Source organism: Gordonia iterans (genome assembly GCF_002993285.1).
In the GTDB taxonomy this organism is placed as follows: Bacteria; Actinomycetota; Actinomycetes; order Mycobacteriales; family Mycobacteriaceae; genus Gordonia; species Gordonia iterans.
This window is the reverse complement of record NZ_CP027433.1, coordinates 726152-740932: the sequence shown is the minus strand read 5'-3', so window position 1 is coordinate 740932 and position 14781 is coordinate 726152. Positions and strand designations below refer to the sequence as shown.

General features: G+C 69.8%; 16 protein-coding genes. 10 read left to right on the top strand and 6 right to left on the bottom strand.

The features are described 5' to 3' along the window. The first annotated feature begins 180 nt into the window (after positions 1–180). Complete coding sequence (locus C6V83_RS18995; protein ID WP_325027377.1) at positions 181–1482, top strand: alpha/beta fold hydrolase; 1302 nt, start codon at positions 181–183, stop codon at positions 1480–1482. A gap of 128 nt (positions 1483–1610) precedes the next feature. After that, the gene (locus C6V83_RS03345) at positions 1611–2264 is read left to right on the top strand and encodes an NAD(P)-dependent oxidoreductase (RefSeq protein ID WP_105941197.1); all 654 of its coding nucleotides are present in this window, start codon (positions 1611–1613) and stop codon (positions 2262–2264) included. A 6-nt stretch (positions 2265–2270) separates the two neighbouring features. Here the strand turns inward: C6V83_RS03345 and C6V83_RS03340 are convergent, their stop codons facing one another. The 5 genes from C6V83_RS03340 to C6V83_RS03325 form a co-directional block, all read right to left on the bottom strand. Then, a complete protein-coding gene (locus tag C6V83_RS03340) occupies positions 2271–2594 on the bottom strand; it encodes an SHOCT domain-containing protein (RefSeq protein ID WP_105941196.1) in 324 nt (107 codons plus the stop codon). A 40-nt stretch (positions 2595–2634) separates the two neighbouring features. Further along, complete coding sequence (locus C6V83_RS03335) at positions 2635–3060, bottom strand: DUF6325 family protein (protein WP_105941195.1); 426 nt, start codon at positions 3058–3060, stop codon at positions 2635–2637. Between the two features lie 70 nt (positions 3061–3130). Further along, positions 3131–5242, bottom strand: a complete 2112-nt coding sequence (locus tag C6V83_RS18930) for a cation-translocating P-type ATPase (protein WP_159067431.1) — start codon at positions 5240–5242, stop codon at positions 3131–3133. Next, the gene (locus C6V83_RS18925) at positions 5182–5730 is read right to left on the bottom strand and encodes a P-type ATPase (protein ID WP_407646235.1); all 549 of its coding nucleotides are present in this window, start codon (positions 5728–5730) and stop codon (positions 5182–5184) included. Before C6V83_RS18925 ends, C6V83_RS18930 begins: the two co-directional genes overlap by 61 nt. Positions 5731–5891: 161 nt before the next feature. Then, complete coding sequence (locus C6V83_RS03325) at positions 5892–7106, bottom strand: oxygenase MpaB family protein (RefSeq protein WP_105943685.1); 1215 nt, start codon at positions 7104–7106, stop codon at positions 5892–5894. Positions 7107–7262: 156 nt separating this feature from the next. On the opposite strand from C6V83_RS03325, the gene C6V83_RS03320 reads away from it, so the two are divergent. From C6V83_RS03320 to C6V83_RS03305, 4 genes are all read left to right on the top strand, one after another. Further along, on the top strand, positions 7263–8186 hold the full coding sequence (locus C6V83_RS03320; protein WP_105941194.1) for a TIGR03564 family F420-dependent LLM class oxidoreductase: 924 nt from the start codon (positions 7263–7265) through the stop codon (positions 8184–8186). 53 nt (positions 8187–8239) lie between these two features. Next, the gene (locus C6V83_RS03315; RefSeq protein ID WP_105941193.1) at positions 8240–8926 is read left to right on the top strand and encodes a TMEM175 family protein; all 687 of its coding nucleotides are present in this window, start codon (positions 8240–8242) and stop codon (positions 8924–8926) included. A gap of 79 nt (positions 8927–9005) precedes the next feature. Continuing rightward, on the top strand, positions 9006–9128 hold the full coding sequence (ykgO, locus tag C6V83_RS03310) for a type B 50S ribosomal protein L36 (protein ID WP_105941192.1): 123 nt from the start codon (positions 9006–9008) through the stop codon (positions 9126–9128). 89 nt (positions 9129–9217) lie between these two features. After that, a complete protein-coding gene (locus C6V83_RS03305; protein WP_105941191.1) occupies positions 9218–9514 on the top strand; it encodes a hypothetical protein in 297 nt (98 codons plus the stop codon). A gap of 53 nt (positions 9515–9567) precedes the next feature. Here C6V83_RS03305 and C6V83_RS03300 read toward each other — a convergent pair whose 3' ends face one another. Continuing rightward, a complete protein-coding gene (locus tag C6V83_RS03300; RefSeq protein ID WP_105941190.1) occupies positions 9568–10395 on the bottom strand; it encodes a sulfurtransferase in 828 nt (275 codons plus the stop codon). 237 nt (positions 10396–10632) lie between these two features. Here C6V83_RS03300 and C6V83_RS03295 point away from each other — a divergent pair, with 237 nt between their 5' ends. The 4 genes from C6V83_RS03295 to C6V83_RS03280 all read left to right on the top strand — a co-directional run bounded on the left by C6V83_RS03295 (position 10633) and on the right by C6V83_RS03280 (position 14772). Then, positions 10633–11637 carry an ABC transporter substrate-binding protein gene (locus C6V83_RS03295; protein WP_105941189.1) on the top strand — a complete coding sequence of 335 codons (1005 nt, stop codon included), beginning with the start codon at positions 10633–10635 and terminating at the stop codon, positions 11635–11637. Then, positions 11634–12512, top strand: coding sequence for an ABC transporter permease (locus C6V83_RS03290; protein ID WP_105941188.1), 879 nt, complete (start codon positions 11634–11636; stop codon positions 12510–12512). Before C6V83_RS03295 ends, C6V83_RS03290 begins: the two co-directional genes overlap by 4 nt. A 296-nt stretch (positions 12513–12808) precedes the next feature. Continuing rightward, on the top strand, positions 12809–13654 hold the full coding sequence (locus C6V83_RS03285) for an ABC transporter ATP-binding protein (protein WP_105941187.1): 846 nt from the start codon (positions 12809–12811) through the stop codon (positions 13652–13654). Then, a complete protein-coding gene (locus C6V83_RS03280) occupies positions 13651–14772 on the top strand; it encodes an LLM class flavin-dependent oxidoreductase (protein WP_105941186.1) in 1122 nt (373 codons plus the stop codon). The genes C6V83_RS03285 and C6V83_RS03280 overlap by 4 nt, the downstream gene beginning before the upstream one ends. Positions 14773–14781 lie beyond the last annotated feature (9 nt).

Here is a 14781-nt window from a genome sequence, read left to right as displayed (position 1 = left end):
TGTCCCCCGGGTCGTCAGGGGACGACCCGGCGGCGGTGGCTGTGCCCACTGCTGCGCTTCACTCCTCAATCGGTCAATGTTCGTCGGTGCGGCAAATGATACCTGCGGATCGGGTGTGCTGCGCCGCCGCGACGCCGACCCGGCATCCGGCGCGAAGCCCGCGGCCTTACGGTGGTGATCATGAGCGATCCCGGACCGGCCCCGACCGATCTCCCCGACGCCGCCAGGAGAATCGCCGCGTACGGCGCGATTACCCGGATGACGGGCTTCGATTATCTCGTCGAGCTCGACGGCGACGAACTCGTCGTGAACGACGGCGACGAGCGGCTCGCCCTGCACCGGGACGACGGTGATCTCTCCGGGATCGTCACCGCGGACTGGGCCAGCGACAGCGCCGCCGAGCGCGTGGCGACCGAATGGATCGAGGACTACGTCGAGCAGACCCAGCAGTTCTTGGTGATCCGCCGCCACTACATCGCCGATCTGATCGCCGATCCGTTCTCCGAGATCCATCTGGAGCGGCTCGCCGACCGCTTCCCGAACGCCGACATTCCGGCGATCGAGGAGTTCCTCTCCGACGTGCGGGCCTGGCTGCCGGACCCACCGTCGGCGACAGTCGCTCCGGAGGGCGCTCGGGTGCCGTTCACCGTCGAAAGCGGCGGCCTGACGCTCACCGGCGACCATTGGCGGCCGACCGGCCGGGCCGACGGCCGCTCGCCCCTGCTGTTTCTGCACGGCGGGGGACAGACCCGGCATTCGTGGGACCGCTCGGCAGCCGATCTCGCCGCGCGCGGGCGCGAGGTCTACACCCTCGATCTGCGGGGGCACGGCGACTCGTCATGGGCCGCCGACGGCGACTACGAACTGGACGCGTTCACCGACGATCTGCTCGCCGTGCTGCGCACCCTGCAGATCACGCCGGTCCTCGTCGGCGCCTCGCTGGGCGGCATCACCGCGCTGAACACCGTCGGCCGCAACCCCGGAATCGCGACCGCGCTGGTGATGGTCGACGTGGTGATCCACACCGAGGAGCGCGGCATCGACCGCATCCGTGCGTTCATGGCCGCGCATCAGGGCGGTTTCGCCACGCTCGACGACGTCGCCGACGCCATCGTCGAGTACTACCCCGAGCGCAGACGCACCCGGAACCTGGACGGACTCCAGAAGAACGTCCGGCAGCGGGCGGACGGCCGCTGGTACTGGCACTGGGATCCGCGCTTCCTCGGCGACCCGAGCGAGTCGCATCGGGCGACCCGGCCGGAGATCCTGGCCGAGGCCGCCGTCGACGTCACGGTGCCGACGCTGCTGGTCCGCGGCGGCCGTTCGGATGTGGTGAGCGACGAGGGCATCGCACGCACGCTCGCACTCATCCCGCACGCCCAGGTCGCCGACGTGGCCGGCGCCGGACACATGGTGGCCGGCGACGACAACCAGGTCTTCGAAACGGCAGTCGTCGAGTTCCTCGACCGCCACGGCCTCTAGTGTCCCGTGTCGAAAGTTCTTTCGCGGTATGCCGGGGCCCGGCAACCATCGAGAAACTTCCAACACAGGACACTAGCGACACGGCAGGGCACGGCTGCGTCTCAGCCGGGGTCGGTACGGTCGATGCCATGTCGAAAATCGTGATCATCGGAGGCCACGGCAAGGTGGCACTCCTCCTGGCCCCGATCCTGACCGCCCGCGGCGACGAGGTGACCTCCGTCGTCCGCAGCGCCGAGCACGCCGTCGACGTGGCGGCCACCGGCGCGACGCCGCTCCTGCTCGACGTCGAGAACGCCTCGGCAGCCGAGTTGGCCGCCGTGGTCCGCGGCGCCGACGCGCTGGTGTTCTCGGCCGGTGCCGGCGGCGGGAACCCCGCGCGCACCTACGCCGTCGACCGGGACGCCGCGATCCGCACCATGCAGGCCGCGCAGGAGGCCGGAGTGCGGCGCTACGTGATGGTGTCGTATCTCGGCGCCGGACCCGATCACGGTGTGCCCGAGGGGGATTCGTTCTACGCGTACGCGGAGGCCAAGGCGGCGGCCGACACCGCTCTCCGCGCGGCCGACCTCGACTGGACCATCCTGATGCCCGGCCGGCTGACCCTCGACGAGCCGACGGGAAAGATCGACCCCGAAGCGGTCCGCGCCGCCGACAACCCCGGTACTTCGCGAGCGAACGTCGCCGAGGTGGCCGCCGCCGTCCTCGCCGACCCGTCCACCGTCGGCCGGGACATCCCTTTCACCGACGGCGACGTCCCGATCGCCGACGCCCTGCGCCGCTGACCCGCACTAGCCCAGGAGCTTGGCTTTGGCCGCCGCGAACTCCTCGTCGGTCAGCAGCCCCTGAGTACGCAGATCCGCGAGCTTCATCAGTTCCGCGGTCAGATCGACGCCACCGGCCGGAGACGGCGACGGAGCCGCTGCGGCCGGAGCCTGCTGGGCGGCGAACGCGGCCTGCTGCGCCTGTTGCTGCTGCCACGCGGCCTGCTGCGCGGCCTGCTCCTGGGCGAGGCGCTTGCTGTGGGCACGATTGCCCATGGCGTTGGCGGTGCCGGTCACCACCGCGGTGCGGGCCGCGAGACCGATGAGTCCGGGCCGTCCTGCTCGTCGCATGTCGTAGTTCTCCTCGTGGGTCGAGTGGCCGATGGGCGGATCAGTCGTGGAGTGCGGCGATCTCGTTGACCACGGAGGCCGGGATACGCTCCGCAGCAATCACTTCGCTGCCCTCGGCGGCCAGCCGCGCACCGAGCTCTCGAGCCCAGACGAGCTCGAGCGCCACGATCGCGGAAGTCTCCCCGGCCACCAGGGTCTCGGCCAGCAGGGCGATGTCCTCGTCGCCGGTCAGGCCCGGCACCGCCAGTTCCAGCGCCGCGCCGCCGAGAGCGTCCAGCTCCAGTTCGGTCACCTCGACGTCGCCCGATTCGGTCTTGTGCACCACGACGAAGTCGAGCACCCGGACGGTCTGCGCGTCCACCTGCGCGGCGAGAGCAGCAAGCAGCTCGGGCGACGGCCCACCCGGGGCGAGAGACACCACCATCAGTTCGACGGGCCCGAGCGGTGCGGCAACGGAATCGGTCATGGATCCTCCCAACTGGTCCAGGCTCGATTCTTCCCGATGATCGGCGCCCGCACCTCCTCGACGCCGGAAATCATCCTGCGCGGGTGAGCGCACGGCGCGCCCGGATCCGGTTCCGCACGAGCTTGTCCGCCTCCACCAGCACCAGCACGGTCAGCGCGATCAGCCCGCAGGAGACCCAGTCCGTCAGGCTCAGCGGTGTCACACCGAGAAGACCGGTCGACACCGACCAACTCATCGCCGCCCACAGCAGGACGATCGAGCCGACGGCGGTGCTCACCAGCAGCTTGTTCCGCAGCGGACTGAGCGTCAGCAGCGACCGGTGCTCGGTACGCGCGTTGCCGACCTGAACGAAGTTGAACAGCACGAACGTCGTCAGCGCCATGGTACGGGCGTGCTCGACGGTCGAACCCTCGCTCAGCGCCCAGCCGTAGACGGCCAGCACCAGCGCGCCCATCCACGCGCCGGTCAGGAAGGTCCGCACCCACAGCGTGCGGGACAGCACCCCTTCGCTGCGCGGCCGCGGCTTCCGCTTCAGCTCGTCGCCCTCGGCCGGTTCCAATGCCAGCGCCACATCCTGGATACCGCTGGTGACCAGATTGATCCACAGGATCTGCACCGGAAGAAACAGCAGCGGCTGGTCGAGCAGCACGTTGACCGACAGCGCCAGCACACCGGCCACCGCGGTCGACAGCAGAAAGAACGTGGCCTTCCGGATGGCGGAGAAGGTGACGCGGCCCTGCTCGACCGCGTCGACGATGGTCACGAAGTCGTCGTCGGTCAGCACCACGTCCGCGGCCTCGCGGGCGACGTCGGTCCCGTCCCGTCCCATCGCGACGCCGATCGACGCGGCCTTGAGGGCGGGCGCGTCGTTCACCCCGTCGCCGGTCACCGCGACCACTTCGCCACGTGCCTGGAGGGCGCCGACGATCCGCAGCTTGTCGTGCGGAGAGACCCGAGCCGCGACGGAGGTCTCCGCCAGCCGGTCGGCGAGCTGGTCGTCGTCCAGGCCCGCCATCTCCGCCCCGGTCACCGGCGCCGCCGCCGAATCCAGGCCGAGTCTGCGGGCGATCGCCTCGGCCGTGGCGGGCTGGTCCCCGGTGATCATCGTGACCGCGATCCCCGCCTGGCGGCAGTCGGCGACGGCCCGGGCGACGCCCTCGCGCGGCGGGTCGGTCATGCCCTCCAGTCCGAGGAACACCAGATCGTGCGGTGCCGGCAGCGGATCGGCCACGGGCTCGTCGTCGTCGAGGACGCGGTGTGCGGCGGCGAGGACGCGGAGTCCCTCGGCAGCCAGTGCATCGTTCGCCGCCATCACGGTGGCGGAGTCCATCGGCACGGCGGCCGGTTCGTCGGTGCCGGTGCCGGTGCCGGTGGCCACTCGGCCGCACAGTCCCGCGATGATGTCCGGCTGCCCTTTGACGTAGAGCGTGCGTCGACCCGTCGAGTCCCGGCGCACCGCCTGGGAGTACCGCAGCGCGGGCTCGTACGGGGTGTAAGCCAGCGGCGGCTCGGCGCGCTCGGCATCGGCCGCGGCACCCGCGGCGAGAGCCACTTCGGCCATGGCGACATCCACCGCATCCCCGTGCAGCACACCGGATTCGTCGCGCTTGGCCTCGTTGGTGAGGACTCCGGCCCGGAGTGCGGCGCGCGCGGCGGGACCCGCCGGCACGCCCGGCACCCAGGGTCCGTCCACGGTCCACACCCGTTCGACGGTCAGCTTGTTCTGGGTCAGCGTTCCGGTCTTGTCCGACGCGATCACCGTAGTCGAGCCGAGGGTCTCGACGGCCGGCAGCGTGCGCACGATCGCATGCCGCTTCGCCATGCGCGCCACGCCGACGCTCATCGCCACTGTGAGGATGATGGGCAGCGATTCGGGGATCGAAGCCACCGACAACGCCACCGCCGTCCGGAACATCTCGGACACGGTGTATCCGCCCAGCAGTCCGGCGCCGAAGGTGAAGACCACCGCGGCCAGGATCGCGATGCCGATCCACTTCTCCAGGCGGGCGGTCAGCAGTTCCAGGGGCGTCTTGACCGGCGGGCCTGCGATCAACTCGCTGATGGCGCCGAGTTCGGTGCGGGTGCCGGTCGCCACCACCACTCCGGTGGCCCGGCCGCCGGTCACGAAGGTTCCGCTGAAGGCCATACAGCGGCGGTCGCCGATCGGGGCATCCGCCGGCACCGGCGCCGGTCCTTGGCGACCGCGATCGATTCGCCGGTCAGCATCGACTCGTCCACCTGCAGGCCGTTGACCGTCAGCAGGCGCAGATCCGCGGGCACCTGATCGCCGCTGTCGAGCAGCGCCACATCGCCGGGGACCAGCCGATCGGCGGGCACCCGGTGGACGGCGTCGTCGCCGGGCCGGCGGACCCGGGCCGTGGTGATCGACATCGACGCGAGGGCGCGGACCTCCCGCTCGGCCTTGCGTTCCTGCCAGAACCCGAGCGAGGCGTTGAGGGCGAGCACCAGGAAGATCGCACCCGCGTCCACCCAGTGCCGCTGGACAGAGGTGATGATGCCGGCCACCAACAGGATCGCGATGAGCGGGCTCATCGACTGCCGCAACAGGATTCGCCACCACGGTACGGTCGCCGCCGCTTCCAGGGCATTCGGCCCCCACCGTCCGAGCAGCTTCTCAGCGCGCGCGGTGTCGAGTCCGCGCGGAGTCACGCCGAGCCGCTCGAGCGCCTGGTCGGCGGTCAGCGCGGACCAGGCGACCCGGGGGGTTCGGCTGCTTCTCCGACGGCATGGGCGGACTCTCCGGCAGGGGACGACTGCACAGGCCAGCCTAGTGAATCCCGGCGATCCGGACATCGACGATCCGGTGCGGGTCAGCGGCGCAGCCGGCGCCCCGCATCGAAGCGCTCCTCGCGCTGACCGAGGTGCCATGCGTGCCAACGGCTCCACCGCCGGTAGGACGACTCCTGCCAGCGCCGGTCGACGCCGGGGGACACCCGTCGCAGCAGTTCTACCAGCACGATCAGCGGTGCTCGGCCCACCAGGAGCAGCACACCGGGGATTCCGCTGGGCAACCGGTATCTGCGCCGGTTCCACGGGAGCATGAACAGTCGCGTGTACCCGGCCTGCAGGTGCAGGTGGTACTGCGCGCGGATCCGGTCCAGGCCGCGGACGTCGTCGCCGGGCGCGAAAGACGGGACGAAAGCCTCGACCAGCTCCGGGCCCAGCGGCCCGGAATCATCCTTGCGAGTGGCGTCGAAGTAGTAGAGCAGGCGCACCCCGTCGCCGACCGTCTCCGGGTACATGCGGTCGACGCGACAGCCCACCAGGTGCCCGAGATACCTGTTGAAGTGCAGCACCGCACGCATCTCGGCAGGACTGGTGAAAAAGCCCAGCGAGTAGAGCCCGAGCGCCGGACCGACGCTGCCGCCGAGCAGGGTCAGCATCATCTCGCTCTGGCTGATCGGCAGGCCGTGCGCAGTCGCGTTCCACTCCGGGTGTTCGGCGACTCGTGCCCGCACCGACACATGCATCACCCGGACCTTCAGGGACACCTCGCGGGCGCGCGAGCCGGGGGTGAGCACAGCGCCGGGCTTGCAGACCTCCAACCACCAGCGCGTGGTCTCCAGGTAGCGGTGCAGCGCGCTGGCGCCGGCGTACCCGCCGGACAGCGAAAGCGGCACCGCGAGCGAGCCTTCGGTGTAGGTGTCCATGGTCCCGGCGTTGCCCACTGCGCCGAGGCTGTAGCCCCAGCGCCGCCACACCGCGGCGCCGCGCTCGACCAGTTCGGGGTCCACCCAGTCCGGAACGGTCTCGAACTCCTGGAACAGCGCACGCATCGAGGCCGGCGCGTCGGGCACCCCGTCGATCCCGACGCGCAGCGCCTCGTCGAGCAGGTCCCGGGCCCGTTCGGGCCCCATCTCCCCGTGGTAGGTCTCGGCGACGAAGCGTTCGGCCACCGGATCACCCGCGGTGTGTCCGGCGAGGTAGGCCGCCTGCACGTCGTGGCCGGGGAGCAGGTCGAAGCCGGTGCAGCGCTTGACCCTGTCCCGCAGCCGCTGCCGCGCCGGGCTGATCACGAGTTCCATGACGATCCTCTTCCGGGTGGTCATCGCCGTCCGGGCTCGACGACGAGACTTTGACACAATATGACACCAATGTCTCACAATTCGTTCGCGGAGACATGCACGACGTCCACGCGTAGTGTCTCGAATAGTCGTCCCGAAACTCCCCGAGGAGCAAGCATGCAGGTCAGCGTCGTCTGGAACATCAACGCGCGCACGGCTTCGGCCACCCGCGCAGTCGAAAGCCTCCACGCGCTGCACAACGAGGGTTTCCGTCGTGTCTGGTCCACCCAGATGCCCAACGAGCCGGATCTGCTGACCATGATCGCCGTCGCCGGGAACAGCGTGCCCGAGATCCGGTTCGGCACCGGCGTACTGCCCATTCAGAACCAGCATCCGATGCTGCTCGCGCAGCGGGCCCTCACCGCCAACGCCGTCGTCGGCGGCCGCCTCAGCCTCGGGCTCGGGCTGAGTCACCAAGTGGTCACCGAGGGCATGTGGGGAGTCCCGTACGATCACCCGGTCCGCCGGACCAATGAGTTTCTCGACGGCCTGCTACCCCTGTTGAACGGCGAAAAGGTCTCCACTGCAGGTGATTTCGTGACCACGCGCGGCAGCCTCACGTTGACCGACATTCCCGCACCGGACGTCTATCTCGCCGCGCTCGGCCCCAAGATGCTCGGCGTCGCGGGACGTCGTACGTCGGGCACGGTTACCTGGATGACCGGACCTCGGACCCTCCGGGATCACATCGGCCCGACCCTGCGCGCCGCCGCCGTCGATGCCGGACGCCCCGCAGACGCGGTGCGCGTGGTGGCCATGCTGCCGGTGGCCGTGACCGACGACGTCGACGGGGCTCGCGCCAGCGCCGCCGAGCAGTTCGCGGTGTACAACGCCCTGCCCTCCTACCGCGCGATGCTCGACCGCGAGGGCTTCGAGCACTCCTCGGATGCGGCGATCATCGGCGACGAGGAGACCGTCGCCGCGCGGATCGCCGACGTGGCCGCGGCCGGAGTCGACGAGTTCGTCGGCATCGTCTTCGACCGGGACCCCGACCGCCGCGCCCGGACCCGCACCCTGCTCCGGCGCCTCGACCAGGTGTAGCCGACCGCGGCGAACCACCGGCGGCGGCTCGGCAGCGGTGCCATCCTTTGTCCATGACCGCATCGCCGCCGGCGCCACGCCGGCACGATCCGCAGACCTTCTTCTCCCTGGACAGCAACGAGTACGGCCGCGGAGTTGCGTTCTTCGACGCGATCTACGGATTCTCGGCAACCCTGCTCATCGCGAACCTCGACGCACCGCCGGGAGAGGCATGGCGGAGCGTCGACAGTCTGCTGGCATCCGGTTTCGGGTCCCAGTTGTTCGGCTTCGCACTGAGTTTCGTGGTGATCGTCGCGTTCTGGCGGGCCAACGTCCGGCTGATGCGCGAGCTCAGCGGACTCGACGGACCGACCATGACGGCGAACCTCGTCGCGGTCGGCCTGGTGATCGTCATCCCGTTCACCACGCAGGGCATCAGCGACCCGGCCTCGTCGGACTTCGCACTGCCCACTGCCCTCTACGCCCTGAACATCGCCCTGGCCTCGCTGGCTCAGATCGCCGTCTCCTGGCTCGGCCGGATCCGTGGGCTCGAGCGCAATCCGACGACGGGTGTGCAACGCGCCGCCGGGCTGATCACCGCCTGGCTCCCACCCGTGGTGTTCGGGGCCTCTATCCCGATCGCGCTGCGCTTCGGCCCGGAGGCCGGACAGTGGACCTGGCTCTCACTCGCGATCCTCCTGCCGATCGCGGGGCGTTTCCTCCCGCGCACGCACGCGGTGCGCTCGCAGCACAACGGGTAGCCGTCCGCGCGACCTTGCGACCGGTTCCGGGATCCCGCTATTCTTCCTTATTGATAACTGTTTTCAGTAAGGAGCACCCGTGAAGGTTCGCAACTCACTCAAGTCCATGAAGAACCAGCCCGGCTCGCAGGTCGTCCGGCGTCGCGGGCGGATCTTCGTGATCAACAAGAAGAATCCCCGCTTCAAGGCACGCCAGGGCTGAGCCCCGGGGCCGTCGGGGCGTTGACATCGGGTCGACCGGGAAATACATTCATCAATGCGCATATTGCGATACTTCCTGGAAGGACCTCCATGCCGAGCCTGCACACCGAGCACCCGGACCACGACCACCAGCACGGCGCCGACTGCGGTCATACCGCGGTCCCGCACGGCGACCACGTCGACTACGCGCACGACGGCCACCTGCACCGCGAGCACGACGGCCACTACGACGAGTGCGAGCCCGCCGAGCACGTGGTTCACGCCGACCACGCCCACGAGCACGACGAGAACTGCGGCCACGACGCCGTTCCGCACGGCGATCACGTCGACTACCTGCACGACGGTCACCGCCACGCCGCGCACGACGGGCATTACGACGACCACTGACCTCGCGGATCCCGCGGGGCATTCAGCACTCCCGGGCCCGCCCGGTCACCGGCTCACTCGCCGGTCTCGACCGGGCGGGTCTCGTCATTGCTCCACTGTGAGTACGAGCCCGGGTACAGCACGGCACCCGGGTGGCCGGCGAGCTCCAGCGCCGCGATCTGGTGCGCGGCATTGATTCCGGATCCGCAGTAGACCACCAGCCGCCCGCCGTCCGCGCCGAGCGCGGCGAACCGCTCGCGCAACTCGCCCGACTCACGGAAAGTCCCTGCTGCCGTGAGGTTCTCGGCGGTCGGTGCACTGACCGCGCCGGGGATGTGACCGGGACGCGGATCCACCGGTTCGGTCTCCCCGCGGTACCGGTCCCCGGCCCGCGCGTCGAGCAACAGCGCCCCGCCGGCAGCCACCTCGTCGATGTCGGCCGTCGGCATCCCGCCGGGGGTCAGGACGACGTTGCCCGAGCGCGGCACGGTATCCCCCGAGGAAAGCCGCAACCCGGCCGACCGCCAGGCGCTCAGCCCGCCGTCGAGCAGTCGTACGTCGGCCAGGCCGCCCCACCGCAGCAGCCACCAGGCGCGCGCCGCCGAGGTTCCCCCGCAGTCGTCGTACACGACGACGGGTGCGCCGGCGTCGATCCCCCACCGCTGGGCCGCGGCCTGCAGATCTCCCACACCCGGAAGCGGGTGCCGTCCCTGCTCCGCGCTCGGCGGCGCGGCGAGCTCGGCGTCCAGATCGACGTACACCGCGCCGGGAACATGCCCGGCCTTGTACTGGGCGAAGCCGTCGTCGTCGCCGAGTCGCCACCGCACATCCAGGACCACGGGCGGCCGGTTCGACAGCAGCTCCTCGACCAGATCGTCCACCGTGATCAGCACCCGCGCCATAGTCGGCTCCCGTCCATCTCGTTCGCGCCCCGTACCCGGTGACTCTAGCCTGCCGATTCAGACTCGGCGTGAGCAGAACTTTGGGCCCACGGTGAACGCAACGCGAACCCTTTTGACCTGCGAAGACATCTCCGTTTCAGAGGTGCGACCGGCGGCCGATTGACCCGCCGGAGCCCGCTTGCGAACACTCGTCGTACCGCCACGAGGGCGGGTTGTTCGATGCAGAGGAGCAGTGACGTGTCACGGTGGAAGTTCGGTCGGTTCGGTGTGTCTCTCGCGGCGGCGGCCGCGCTCACGATGGCCGGGACCGCCTGCTCCGCGAACGACGGCGGGAGCGACGACAGCGCCGGCTCGGGAGAGATCACCCTGGTCGTCGGTGACCAGGTCAAGTCCACGCAGACGCTGCTCGAATCCGCGGGGGAACTGAGCGACCTCCCCTACAAGATCAGGTGGGCCACCTTCGAGGCCGGCCCGCCCCTGCTCGAAGCCGCCGCGGCGGGCAAGGTGGACGTCGGCTCCACCGGTGACGTCCCCGCGCTGTTCGCTCAGTCGGCCGGATCTCCACTGAAGATTATCGCGATCCTCGCCGGCAGCACGGCCAACGACTTCCTGCTGGTGCCGGCCGGCTCGCCGATCAGGTCGGTCGGCGAATTGAAGGGCAAGAGGATCGCTTTCACCAAAGGATCCAGCTCCAACGGACTGGTGCTGGCCCTGCTGGATCAGGCCGGGCTGGAACCCGGCGACGTCACCGAGACGTACCTGACGCCGAACGAGGGGCTCGCGGCGTTCAACGCCGGGCAGATCGATGCCTGGGCCGTGTGGAATCCGTACGCGGTGATCGCGCAGCAGCAGAGCAAGGCGCGCGTGCTGGCCGACGGCACCGGCCTGACGACGCAACAGGGCTACTACCTCGCCTCCGACGCGGCGCTGGGCGACAAGGCGAAGAACGCCGCGCTCTCCGACTTCGTCGGCCGGGTGACCCGCGCACAGCGATGGGCCGTGCACAACAAGGACAAGTGGGTGCCGATCTTCAGCAGGCTGACCACGCTCCCGGAGCCGGTGGCCGCCGCCACCTTCGACACCTCGGCCCGGGAGATCGTGCCGATCGACGCCGAACGGATCGCCAAGCAGCAGAAGCTGATCGACCTCTTCTCCGGCGCCGGCGTGATCCCGAACAAGCCCGACGCCACGGAGTACTTCGACGACGAGTTCAACCCGGTCGTGGAGGAGAACCGATCATGACCGGCGTGCTCACCCGGCCGCCGCTCGATGCCCCTTCCGTGCGGTCCGGTCCCGGCCACGTTTCCGAGAACCCGGAGCGCGTCTCGATCGCGCAACGGCTGTCGGCGATCCGGCTGCCGACGATCGGCTGGTCGGCGCTGCTCCGGCTGGTCTCGCCCGTCGTGCTCCTGATCCTGTGGCAAGTCCTGTCCGTGACCGGGGTGCTCCCCGAGGACAAGCTGGCCGCGCCCTCGCAGGTGTTCGCCGCCGCCCAGGAGACGTGGGCCGACGGGAGCCTGTCCGCGGCGCTGCCGGTCTCGCTCGAACGCGTCGCCTACGGTCTGGTCCTGGGCGTGACCCTCGCACTGGTCCTGGGGCTGCTCGTGGGCTTCTTCCGGGTCGCCGACCTGGCGATCGACCCGCCCTTGCAGATGCTGCGCACCATCCCCTTCCTCGGACTGATACCCCTCTTCGTCGTCTGGTTCGGCATCGGCGAGGAGCCGAAGATCTTCCTGATCGCGCTCGGCGTCATGTTTCCGCTCTACCTCAATCTGGTCGCGGGCATCCAGAGCGTCGACCCGAAGCTCATCGAGGCCGGCCGGTCGCTCGGCCTGGGCCGCTGGGGCCTGGCCCGGACCGTGATCCTGCCCGGCTCGGTGCCCAGTGCGCTCACCGGCTTCCGCCTGTCGCTCTCGGTGGCGTGGCTCTCGCTGATCGTCGCCGAGCAGATCAACGCCGACGCCGGCCTGGGCTACCTGGTGATGAATGCGCGCACCTACCTGCGCGACGACATCATCGTGCTCGGCCTGGTGATCTACGCGTTCCTCGGCCTCACCACCGATTGGATCGTCCGCGGCCTGGAGTCGTACCTGCTGCGCTGGAGGGTGGCGCGATGACCTTTCGACAAGCTCAAGGAGCAAGACAAGCTCAAGGAGCGGCGCGATGACCTTTCGACAAGCTCAAGGAGCAAGACAAGCTCAAGGAGCGGCGCGATGACCTTTCGACAAGCTCAAGGAGCAAGACAAGCTCAAGGAGCGGCGCGATGACCTTTCGACAAGCTCAAGGAGCAAGACAAGCTCAAGGAGCGGCGCGATGACCTTTCGACAAGCTCAAGGAGCAAGACAAGCTCAAGGAGTGGCGCGATGACCTTTCGACGAGCTCAAGGAGCAAGACAAGCTCAAGGAGTGGCGCGATGACCTTTCGACGAGCTCAAGGAGCGGGACGAGCTCAAGGAGCGGGACGAGCTCAAGGAGCAGGACAAGCTCAAGGAGCGGGACGAGCTCGAGGAGCGGGACAGGCTCAAGGGGCGGTCCTCGCGCAGGTCCGGGACGTCTCCCGGTCGTTCGGCGAGGTCGGCGTCCTGACCGGCATCGATCTGGACGTGCACCGTGGCGAGATCATCGCGCTGGTCGGGCGATCCGGTTCGGGAAAGTCGACGCTGCTGCGGATCGTCGCCGGGCTGGACGCCGAGCACGGTGGGACCGTCGAGGTCGACGGCTCACGGGCCGTCGCCTTCCAGGAGCCGCGACTCCTGCCCTGGCGTAAGGTCCGCGCCAACGTCTCGCTGAACCTGCAGCGCCCCGGGGCCTCCCGGCGCGACCTCGACGCACTCGCTGTCGGGGCCCTCGGCGAGGTGGGACTCGGTCACCGCGTCGACGCCTGGCCGCTGACCCTGTCCGGCGGGGAGGCGCAACGCGCCTCGCTCGCCCGTGCGCTGGTCCGGGAGCCCGACCTGCTGCTGCTCGACGAGCCTTTCGGCGCCCTCGATGCGCTCACCCGGCTGGAGGCGCACACCCTGCTCACCCGCCTGTGGGCCGAACATGGATTCGCCGCGCTCCTGGTCACCCACGACGTCGAGGAGGCCGTCGTCCTGGCCGACCGCGTCATCGTGCTCGACGACGGCCGCATCGCCCACGACCTCACCGTCGACGTCCCCCGTCCACGCGAACGCGACGACCTCCGCCTGGTGGAGCTGCGCGAGCTCGTGCTGCGGCACCTCGGCGTCGCCTCCGTCCCGACCGATCTGGAGATCTCATGACCACCCCGCATTTCCACTGGTACCTCCCCACGACCGGCGACGGTCGCGAGGTGGTCGGCGCCGCCGTGCAGGAGGGCTTCGCGTCCGCGCACCGACCGGCTTCCCTCGACTACCTGGCACTGGTCGCCAAGACCGCCGAGCAACTGGGCTTCGAGGCGGTGCTGACCCCGACCGGCACGTGGTGCAACGACGCCTGGGTCACCGCCGCCGCGCTGATCCCACAGACCAGCCGCCTGAAGTTCCTGGTCGCCTTCCGGCCAGGCCTGGTGTCCCCGACCCTGGCGGCGCAGCAAGCCGCCGCCTTCCACGAGCTGTCCGGCGGGCGGCTCGCCCTGAACGTGGTGACCGGCGGCGACCGGACCGAGCAGGCCCGCTTCGGCGACCGTCTGAGCAAGGACGAGCGGTACGCCCGCACCACCGAATTCGTGAAGATCGTGCGCGAAGCGTGGTCGGGCACCCCGTTCGACTTCGCCGGCGAGTACTACGACGTGGCCGGGGCCGTCGTGCACAACCCGCCGTCGCCGGTGCCGGAGGTCTTCTTCGGCGGGGCCAGCGAGGCGGCCCGCGAGACGGCGGCGCAGACCGTCGACACCTACCTCACGTGGACCGAACCGCCCGCGGCCGTCGGGGAGCTCGTCGACGACGTACGACGACGATCCGCGCGCCACGGCCGCGACCTGTCGTTCGGCATCCGGGCGCACGTGATCGCCCGCGACACTCGCGAGGAGGCCTGGGCCGAGGCCCGCAAACTGGTCGACCGGATGGACCGCAGCGTCATCGAGTTCACTCGCGCGGCGATCGCCAAGGCCGAGTCCGAAGGCCAGAAGCGCCAGGCCCAGCTGAGCTCGGACATCGAGAACCTCGAGGTCTACCCGGGTCTCTGGGCCGGCTACGGTCTGGTCCGCGGCGGCGCCGGAACCGCCCTGGTGGGCAGTCATGCCGAGATCGCCGACCTGATCGCGCAGTACCGCGGGGTCGGCATCGATCACTTCGTGCTGTCCGGGCAGCCGCACATCGAGGAAGCGTTCTGGTTCGCCGAGGGTGTGCGCCCGCTCGTGGAAAAGGCCACTCAGTCCGCTCCTCAGGTCGAGGTCGAGCCGAAGATCTCCGAGAGCTGATTCTCCTGC

Bases quoted from the DNA above. Each gene is read 5' to 3' on its own strand.
- C6V83_RS03315 (WP_105941193.1), top strand. From the start codon at position 8,240: ATGACCGCATCGCCGCCGGCGCCACGCCGGCACGATCCGCAGACCTTC.
- C6V83_RS03285 (WP_105941187.1), top strand. From the start codon at position 12,809: ATGACCTTTCGACGAGCTCAAGGAGCGGGACGAGCTCAAGGAGCGGGA.
- C6V83_RS03320 (WP_105941194.1), top strand. From the start codon at position 7,263: ATGCAGGTCAGCGTCGTCTGGAACATCAACGCGCGCACGGCTTCGGCC.
- C6V83_RS03300 (WP_105941190.1), bottom strand. From the start codon at position 10,395: ATGGCGCGGGTGCTGATCACGGTGGACGATCTGGTCGAGGAGCTGCTG.
- C6V83_RS03290 (WP_105941188.1), top strand. From the start codon at position 11,634: ATGACCGGCGTGCTCACCCGGCCGCCGCTCGATGCCCCTTCCGTGCGG.
- C6V83_RS18995 (WP_325027377.1), top strand. From the start codon at position 181: ATGAGCGATCCCGGACCGGCCCCGACCGATCTCCCCGACGCCGCCAGG.
- C6V83_RS03345 (WP_105941197.1), top strand. From the start codon at position 1,611: ATGTCGAAAATCGTGATCATCGGAGGCCACGGCAAGGTGGCACTCCTC.
- C6V83_RS03280 (WP_105941186.1), top strand. From the start codon at position 13,651: ATGACCACCCCGCATTTCCACTGGTACCTCCCCACGACCGGCGACGGT.
- C6V83_RS03325 (WP_105943685.1), bottom strand. From the start codon at position 7,106: ATGGAACTCGTGATCAGCCCGGCGCGGCAGCGGCTGCGGGACAGGGTC.
- C6V83_RS03305 (WP_105941191.1), top strand. From the start codon at position 9,218: ATGCCGAGCCTGCACACCGAGCACCCGGACCACGACCACCAGCACGGC.
- C6V83_RS03335 (WP_105941195.1), bottom strand. From the start codon at position 3,060: ATGACCGATTCCGTTGCCGCACCGCTCGGGCCCGTCGAACTGATGGTG.
- C6V83_RS03340 (WP_105941196.1), bottom strand. From the start codon at position 2,594: ATGCGACGAGCAGGACGGCCCGGACTCATCGGTCTCGCGGCCCGCACC.